The organism is Thiomicrorhabdus sp. ZW0627 (assembly GCF_029767005.1).
Taxonomy (GTDB): domain Bacteria; phylum Pseudomonadota; class Gammaproteobacteria; order Thiomicrospirales; family Thiomicrospiraceae; genus Thiomicrorhabdus.
Genome location: NZ_JARUQR010000018.1, coordinates 1 through 1380 on the forward strand (window position 1 = coordinate 1; position 1380 = coordinate 1380).

Below are 1380 nucleotides of genomic sequence, written 5' to 3' on the forward strand. Positions count from 1 at the left end.
CGGGCCTTGTACACACCGCCCGTCACACCATGGGAGTTGGCTGCAAAAGAAGTGGGTAGTCTAACCTTCGGGAGGACGCTCACCACTTTGTGGTCAATGACTGGGGTGAAGTCGTAACAAGGTAGCCGTAGGGGAACCTGCGGCTGGATCACCTCCTTTAAGATATAAAGGTTACGAGCTTAAGCGAGCTTTCACATAAATTGTCTCTGAATTACATGAAGATAGTGAACGACCTGGGTCTGTAGCTCAGTTGGTTAGAGCGCACCCCTGATAAGGGTGAGGTCGGTGGTTCAAATCCACCCAGACCCACCAAAATGGGGCTATAGCTCAGCTGGGAGAGCGCCTGCCTTGCACGCAGGAGGTCTGCGGTTCGATCCCGCATAGCTCCACCAATAACAACCGCTAATGTTGTTTTGGTTGAAACGAATGAAAATTTGATTTTAACTGAGAAAATATTAGCGGTTCTTATTGTCTGGGAAGTGAGTGAATGTTAGAATTCCGCTTCTCGGGTTTTGAGAAAAAAACCGACAAGTTCTTTAAAAATTTGGAATAGATCTCTCAAGTTAACAACACCGACATGTTGTTAACGACTTAACCCCTTCCCGGGGGTTAAGGAGAAAAATCTTAAAGTGATCATTCGAAAGAATGGTTGCTGTAAGTATAGGTAATATATTTATTGAGAATACTCAAGCGATATATCATGACAGCGAAGAAACTTAATTGCGTTGTGCACTTAAAAGGTTCTGATTGAATGGAGACATTCAACACAAAAGGTTAGAACAAACTCTTCTTTATAAGAAGGTTGCTTTTGAGTTGTATAGTTAAGTGATTAAGCGTACACGGTGGATGCCTAGGCGGTAGAAGGCGACGAAGGACGTAGTAACTTGCGATAAGCCACGGGGAGCTAGTAAACAAGCTTTGATCCGTGGATTTCCGAATGGGAAAACCCATCCTTTATGGATATCCCCTTGTGGGAGGCTAACCCGGAGAACTGAAACATCTAAGTACCCGGAGGAAAAGAAATCAACCGAGATTCCCCTAGTAGCGGCGAGCGAACGGGGACCAGCCCTTAAGCATTTATAAGAGTAGTAGAACAGTCTGGAAAGTCTGACGATACAGGGTGATAGTCCCGTATACGAAACTCTTTTAAGTGTGAAATCGAGTAGGTCGGAACACGTGAAATTCTGACTGAACATGGGGGGACCACCCTCCAAGGCTAAATACTCTCTACCGACCGATAGTGAACCAGTACCGTGAGGGAAAGGCGAAAAGAACCCCTGAAGGGGAGTGAAATAGAACCTGAAACCGTGTACGTACAAGCAGTAGGAGCAGACTTGTTCTGTGACTGCGTACCTTTTGTATAATGGGTCAGCGACTTAC

General features: G+C 45.6%; 2 tRNA genes and 2 rRNA genes. All 4 read left to right on the forward strand.

What is annotated here, in order from left to right:
* Positions 1 to 159, forward strand: a 16S ribosomal RNA gene (locus tag QCB45_RS11485); the annotation flags it as partial.
* 76 nt (positions 160 to 235) lie between these two features.
* A tRNA-Ile gene (locus QCB45_RS11490) sits at positions 236 to 312 on the forward strand.
* Positions 313 to 316: 4 nt separating this feature from the next.
* Positions 317 to 392, forward strand: a tRNA-Ala gene (locus QCB45_RS11495).
* Positions 393 to 819: 427 nt separating this feature from the next.
* Positions 820 to 1380, forward strand: a 23S ribosomal RNA gene (locus QCB45_RS11500); the annotation flags it as partial.